A 6,000-nucleotide genomic window follows, 5' to 3' on the forward strand; every position below is an offset into this window, starting at 1 on the left:
TGGGTAGAACCTACGTCAGGGGATGGGTCTAAGACAGGCGGAATCGAGTCCTGCCATGCACCCCGCACACCTTCTTCACACGCTCTGCCGCTGGCCGCCCCAGCCCCGGAATCCGCTGTGAATTCCGGGGCTGGGGCGGGTGGGGCTCCCGTGGCGTGGCCCGGCGGCCGACCAGTGGGTTTCCTGTGACGTCAGGGGCTCTCTTCCATGGCGTCAGATGCGTGCGAAGGCCTGCTCGATGATGTCGAGGCCCTCGTTCAGCAGGTCCTCGCCGATGACCAGCGGGGGCAGGAAGCGCAGCACGTTGCCGTAGGTGCCACAGGTCAGGACCAGCAGGCCCTCCTGGTGGCAGGCCTTGGCGAGGGCGGCGGTCGCCTCCGGGTTCGGCTCCTTGGTGGCGCGGTCCTTGACCAGCTCGATGGCGATCATCGCGCCGCGGCCGCGGACCTCGCCGATGCTGCATCGATCGTTGTGGGCGAACTTCTCGGCCATGGCGGACAGGCGGGCCTTCATGATCGCCTCGATCGTCTTCGCCCGGGCGTTGAGGTCGAGCTCCTTCATCGTCTCGATGGAGCCGAGCGCACCGGCGCAGGCCACCGGGTTGCCGCCGTAGGTGCCGCCCAGGCCGCCCGCGTGCGCGGCGTCCATGATCTCGGCACGGCCCGTGACGGCGGCCAGCGGCAGACCGCCCGCGATGCCCTTCGCGGTGGTGATCAGGTCGGGGACGATGCCCTCGTCCTCGCAGGCGAACCACTGGCCGGTACGGCAGAAGCCGGACTGGATCTCGTCCGCGACGAAGACGATGCCGTTGTCCGAGGCGAACTTCCTCAGCGCGGGCAGGAAGCCCTTCGCCGGCTCGATGAAGCCGCCCTCGCCGAGCACCGGCTCGATGATGATCGCGGCCACGTTGTCCGGGCCGACCTGCTTGGTGATCTGGTCGATGGCCTGCGCGGCGGCCTCCGGGCCCGCGTTCTCCGGGCCGGTCGGCCAGCGGTAGCCGTAAGCCACCGGGACGCGGTAGACCTCGGGCGCGAACGGGCCGAAGCCGTGCTTGTACGGCATGTTCTTCGAGGTCAGCGCCATCGTCAGGTTCGTGCGGCCGTGGTAGCCGTGGTCGAAGACGACGACGGCCTGGCGCTTGGTGTAAGCGCGGGCGATCTTCACGGCGTTCTCGACGGCCTCGGCGCCGGAGTTGAACAGCGCCGACTTCTTGGCGTGGTCGCCCGGGGTCAGCTCGGCAAGGGCCTCGGCGACCTCGACGTAGCCCTCGTACGGCGTGACCATGAAACAGGTGTGGGTGAAGTCGGCGAGCTGGGCGGAGGCCCGGCGTACGACGGCCTCGGCGGAGGCGCCGACGGACGTGACCGCGATGCCGGAGCCGAAGTCGATCAGGCGGTTGCCGTCGACGTCCTCGATGATCCCGCCGCCCGCGCGCGCGGTGAACACGGGCAGCACGGAGCCCACCCCCTGCGCGACCGCGGCGACACGGCGGGCCTGCAGTTCCTGCGACTTCGGGCCGGGGATGGCGGTGACGACGCGGCGCTCCTGCGGAAGTGCGGTCATGGGGGACTCCTGGGGTTTTGCTTCTGCCGACAATTGCCTTCTCTTTTCTCGCAGGCTAGGACGGGGCTCGGGGGGTGGGCATGCTCCATGTGGGCGTTCTCGCCTGCACCGCTTGTCCGTCTTGGACATAGAGGTGTACGGCCCGGTCGGTGCGGGCCCGGCCGCGTAAGCGGTGAACTACCCAGGCGGGGGCGTTAGATTGACTCGCTGACGATGGACGGAACGGCTGGTCAAGGGGCGAGGGCGATGGACAGCGACGGGACGCGGGACACGCGGGGTACGCATGCGAACCCGGTGCCACGTCCGGCGGGACCTCCCGAGGTCCCGGCGACGCCGCCGCGGCCCTCCGCGGCCCCGGGTGTGCCGCCGATGCCGGACGGGTCGGCCTTCCTCGCGTGGCTGCGGGCGCCACGGCCGGAGGCGGCCCCCGGCGTGTGGCGGTTCGGGCACCAGGCCCGGCCGGAGGAGGAGCCCGAGCAGATCCCGACGCGGCAGCTGCTCAGCGGCGCGGTGATCGCGTTCCTCGTCGGCTGGCTGATCTGGTCGCTCCTGTGGAACGGCTACCTCGGCGGCTGGTGGGTCCTGCCCCTCGAACTGTTCACCCCGGACTCCTGGCGCCACAGCAACGACCGCGTCGGCAACGCCGTCCTCTGGTACAGCTACTACACGCTGATCGCCCTCGCGATCATGCTCGCCGTAGGCCGTCTCGGGCGCTGGGGCGAGGTCTGGCGCCGCTACGGCCCGCCCGCCTGGCGCCGGTCCGCGCCGGTGACCGAACGGCCGCCCACCCCCGAGCAGGACCCCGCCGCGTGGCCCCAGCTGCGGGCCGCCGGAGCCGTCGACGCCGCCGAGCGGCTGGCCGCCGAGGCCCGGGCCGGGCTGATGCGGGACGTCGACCACGCCCGGATCGACCGCGCCTGGCAGGGCGTGCGCAGCGGCCGGCACAGCCTCGCCACCTTCACCGGCGCCGTGCTCCAGGAGGGCGCCGCCGCCTGTCTGCACCCCTCCGGCGAGCGCGACCTGCCGACCCGGATCGCCCGGCACGACCTGGTCACCGGCCAGGTGCGCCTCGGCACCACGGCCGACGACGCCCGCAACCCGTACGCCTACCGCGGCACCGGCCTCGGCCTCGGCCCCGACCTGCTCGGCACCTCCCTCCTCGCCGTCGGGCCGCCCGGATCCGGCAAGACCGGGACCGTGGTGAACCCGATCGCCGAGTCGCTGGGCCTGCACGCGCTCGCCGGGCGGGCCGCCGTCGTGGTGGTCGGCGCGGCGGGCGCCGGGCTCGGTCCGGCCGATGCCTACGACGTCGTCGTACGCATCGGGAATCCGGAATCGGTGTACGACCTCGACCTGTACGGCGGGACGACGGATCCGGACGAGGCGGCGGCCGTGCTCGCCGAGGCGCTCGTCGGCGATCTCGCCGAGCCGCACCAGGGTGGCGACACCCGCCGCTCCACCACCGTCCTGGCCCAGCTCCTCGGGCCGTTCCGGGCGGTCCACGGGCGGTTCCCCTCCGTACCGGAGCTGCGGCAGCTGCTCGACGGGTCGCCCGCGCCGCTGGCCGCGCTGCGCAAGGGCCTGGAGGACTCAGGGCAGGAGTCGCTGCTGCGCGAACTGGACGCGCGGGAGCGGCAGATGGGGCACCCGGGGGACGCGGGCGGAGTGCTCGCGGACCGGGTGGCGCTGCTCGACCGGCCGGCCTTCGCGAGCTTCTTCGACACGTCCGGGCAGTCGCGGCCCTTCTCGCTGAAGGCGCTGGACCACCCGGTGCGGGTGCGCGTCGACCTGCCCCAGCGTGGGCACGCCGACGCCTCGCGGATGCTGGCGCGGCTGGTGCTGGCCCAGTTCACGGCGAGCGTGGCGGTACGGGAGGACCGGTCGCTGTTCGCCTGCCTGGTGCTGGACGACGCGACGGGCGTGGTGACACCCGAGGCCGTACGGGGCATTCAGCGGCTGCGCTCGGGCAACGCCGGGGTCGTGCTGACGCTGCGCACCCTGGACGACGTACCGAGGCCGCTGCGCGGGCCGCTGCTCGGGGCCACCGGATGCCGGATGGCGCTGTCCGGGCTCACGCCGTGGGACGGCCAGGACTTCGCCGAGGTGTGGGGCAAGGAGTGGATCGAGGCGCGGGACGTGACCGACCGGCAGATCATCGCCGAGACGCCGGCGGGCAAGGCACTGCACGCGGTGCGGCGGGTGATCACCGGCAAGGCGCCGACCGCGCGAGCGGTGACCGTACGGCAGGTCGAGCGGGAGCGGTGGTCCGCGTCCGAGCTGGCGCACGGGGTGCCGCCGGGGCATGCGGTGCTGTCACTGACGAACGTGAAGGGGGAGCACGCGCCGCCGCTGCTGGTCGATCTGCGCGGTTGAGGTGAGTTGCGACCGTACGGTGAGGCAGAATCGGCACAGGCCGTTCATACGTTGCGGCCAAAAGATCACAAAGATCACGACGGTCACACATACCTGTCTCGTATACCTGAAGGCCTCATGCCCCCCACGCTCTCCTCGCTCGTCCACCACTCCGCGCTGAAGCTGACCGTGCGGGCGGGCGAGGACCGCCTGGACGTGCCGGTCCGCTGGGCGCACGTCAGCGAGCTCGCCGACCCCGTGCCCTACATGGAGGGCGGGGAACTGCTGCTGATCACCGCGCTGAAGCTGGACGCGGAGGATCCGCAGGAGATGGCGCGCTATGTGAAGCGGCTGGTCGAGGCGGGGGTCGTCGGGCTCGGGTTCGCCGTCGGGGTCAACTACGAGGAGACCCCCAAGGCGCTCGTCGACGCGGCCGAGCAGGAAGGGCTGCCCCTGCTGGAGGTACCGCGCCGCACCCCCTTCCTCGCCATCAGCAAGGCCGTGTCCGCGGCGATCGCCGCGGACCAGTACCGGGCGGTGACGGCGGGCTTCGCCGCCCAGCGCGAACTGACCAGGCAGGCGCTGACGGACGGTCCTGAGGGGTTGCTGAGTGCGCTCGCCTCGCAGGTCGACGGGTGGGCGGCGCTCTACGACGCCTCGGGCGCCGTCGTCGCCACCGCGCCGGAGTGGGCGGGGCGACGGGCCGCACGGCTCACGGCGGACGTCGAGCGGCTGCGGGAGCGGCCCGCGCCCGCCTCGTCGGTCGTGGGCGGCCCCGAGCACGAGGACCGGGTCGAACTGCACTCGCTGGGCACGGGGAGGCGGGCGCGGGCGGCCCTGGCCGTGGGGACGGCCGCGGCCCTCGGCACGGCCGAGCGGTACGCCGTCCACTCGGCCATCGCCCTGCTGACCCTCACGACGGAACGGTCACGCTCCCTGCACGCGGCCGAGCAGCGGCTCGGCGCGGCGGTGCTGCGCATGCTGCTCGCCGGGGAGCCGGACCATGCGCGGACGGTCGCCGGGGATCTGTACGGCGCCCTGCTGGACGCCCCCTTCCGCATGATCGTCGCCGAGGCGGCCTCCGCCGCGTCGGCCGCGCGGGTGCAGACCGACGACCACGCGCGCGTGGCGCCCGCGAAGCCGACGGCCGCGACGCTTGCCGCCGCCGACACGAACGGCGATCCGCTGGGTGCGCTCACCGAGGTCCTGGAGTCGGCTGCCGCCCGGTCCGGCGAGGCCGTCCTGGTCGTGCCGGAGAACGGGGGCGGCGAGGGGGAGCGGCTGGTGGTGCTGGCCGCGGACGGCGGTGCCGCGGTGGCCGCGTGCGGGGAGTACGCGGCGGCGCTGGAGGCCGCGCGGGCGGGGGTACGCGAGCAGGCCGCCGACAGCGACGAGGACGAGCTGGTCGTGGGACTGTCGGCGCCGGTCGGGCCGATCGCCGCGGCGGCCGCCTACAAGCAGGCCGAGCAGGCGCTGTCGGTGGCTCGGCGGCGGGGGCGGGTGTTCGTCGAGCACGAGCAGATGGCGGCGGGGTCCGTGCTGCCGTTGCTGGCCGATGACGCGGTGAAGGCGTTCGCGGACGGGCTGCTGCGGCCGCTGTACGAGCACGACGCGACCGGGCGGGGAGACCTGGAGGCGTCCCTCCGGGCGTGGTTGTCGCGGCACGGGCAGTGGGATGCGGCGGCCGCTGATCTCGGCGTCCACCGGCACACGCTCCGGTACCGGATGAGGCGGGTGGAGGAGATCCTCGGGCGGTCGCTGGACGACCCGGATGTGCGGATGGAGTTGTGGCTGGCGTTGAAGGCGACGTCGGCGGAGTAGCCGCTCGGGGCGTGTGCAGGGGGCTCGGCCCCAGACCCCGTTCGCCCGACCGACCCCACCCGTCTCGCGCGGTCGAGAGGTGGCCCTCGTTGTGGTGCACCTCTCGACCGACCGAGTCGGGCGGTGGGTGGGCGAAGGCCGGGGGTCCAGGGGGTGTAGCCCCCTGGGGATGGGACGGGAAGGGGCGGCGGGCGCGAGAGACCCGGCTCCCACCCCCACCCACCCTGCCAATCCGGCGCACCCCCAGCCCCCACCACTACGACT

3 protein-coding genes are annotated in these 6,000 nt (G+C 73.5%); 2 read left to right on the forward strand and 1 reads right to left on the reverse strand.

Features of this window, described 5'->3' with window-relative positions:
* Positions 1–213 precede the first annotated feature (213 nt).
* Positions 214–1,563, reverse strand: a complete 1,350-nt coding sequence (gabT, locus tag ADK57_RS04810) for a 4-aminobutyrate--2-oxoglutarate transaminase (protein WP_053748066.1) — start codon at positions 1,561–1,563, stop codon at positions 214–216.
* A 246-nt stretch (positions 1,564–1,809) separates the two neighbouring features.
* On the opposite strand from gabT, the gene ADK57_RS04815 reads away from it, so the two are divergent.
* The gene (locus ADK57_RS04815; RefSeq protein ID WP_053748067.1) at positions 1,810–3,936 is read left to right on the forward strand and encodes a hypothetical protein; all 2,127 of its coding nucleotides are present in this window, start codon (positions 1,810–1,812) and stop codon (positions 3,934–3,936) included.
* Positions 3,937–4,053: 117 nt separating this feature from the next.
* Positions 4,054–5,736 carry a PucR family transcriptional regulator gene (locus tag ADK57_RS04820; protein ID WP_053748068.1) on the forward strand — a complete coding sequence of 561 codons (1,683 nt, stop codon included), beginning with the start codon at positions 4,054–4,056 and terminating at the stop codon, positions 5,734–5,736.
* Positions 5,737–6,000: the final 264 nt, after the last annotated feature.

This window comes from Streptomyces sp. MMG1533 (genome assembly GCF_001279775.1).
Taxonomy (GTDB): domain Bacteria; phylum Actinomycetota; class Actinomycetes; order Streptomycetales; family Streptomycetaceae; genus Streptomyces.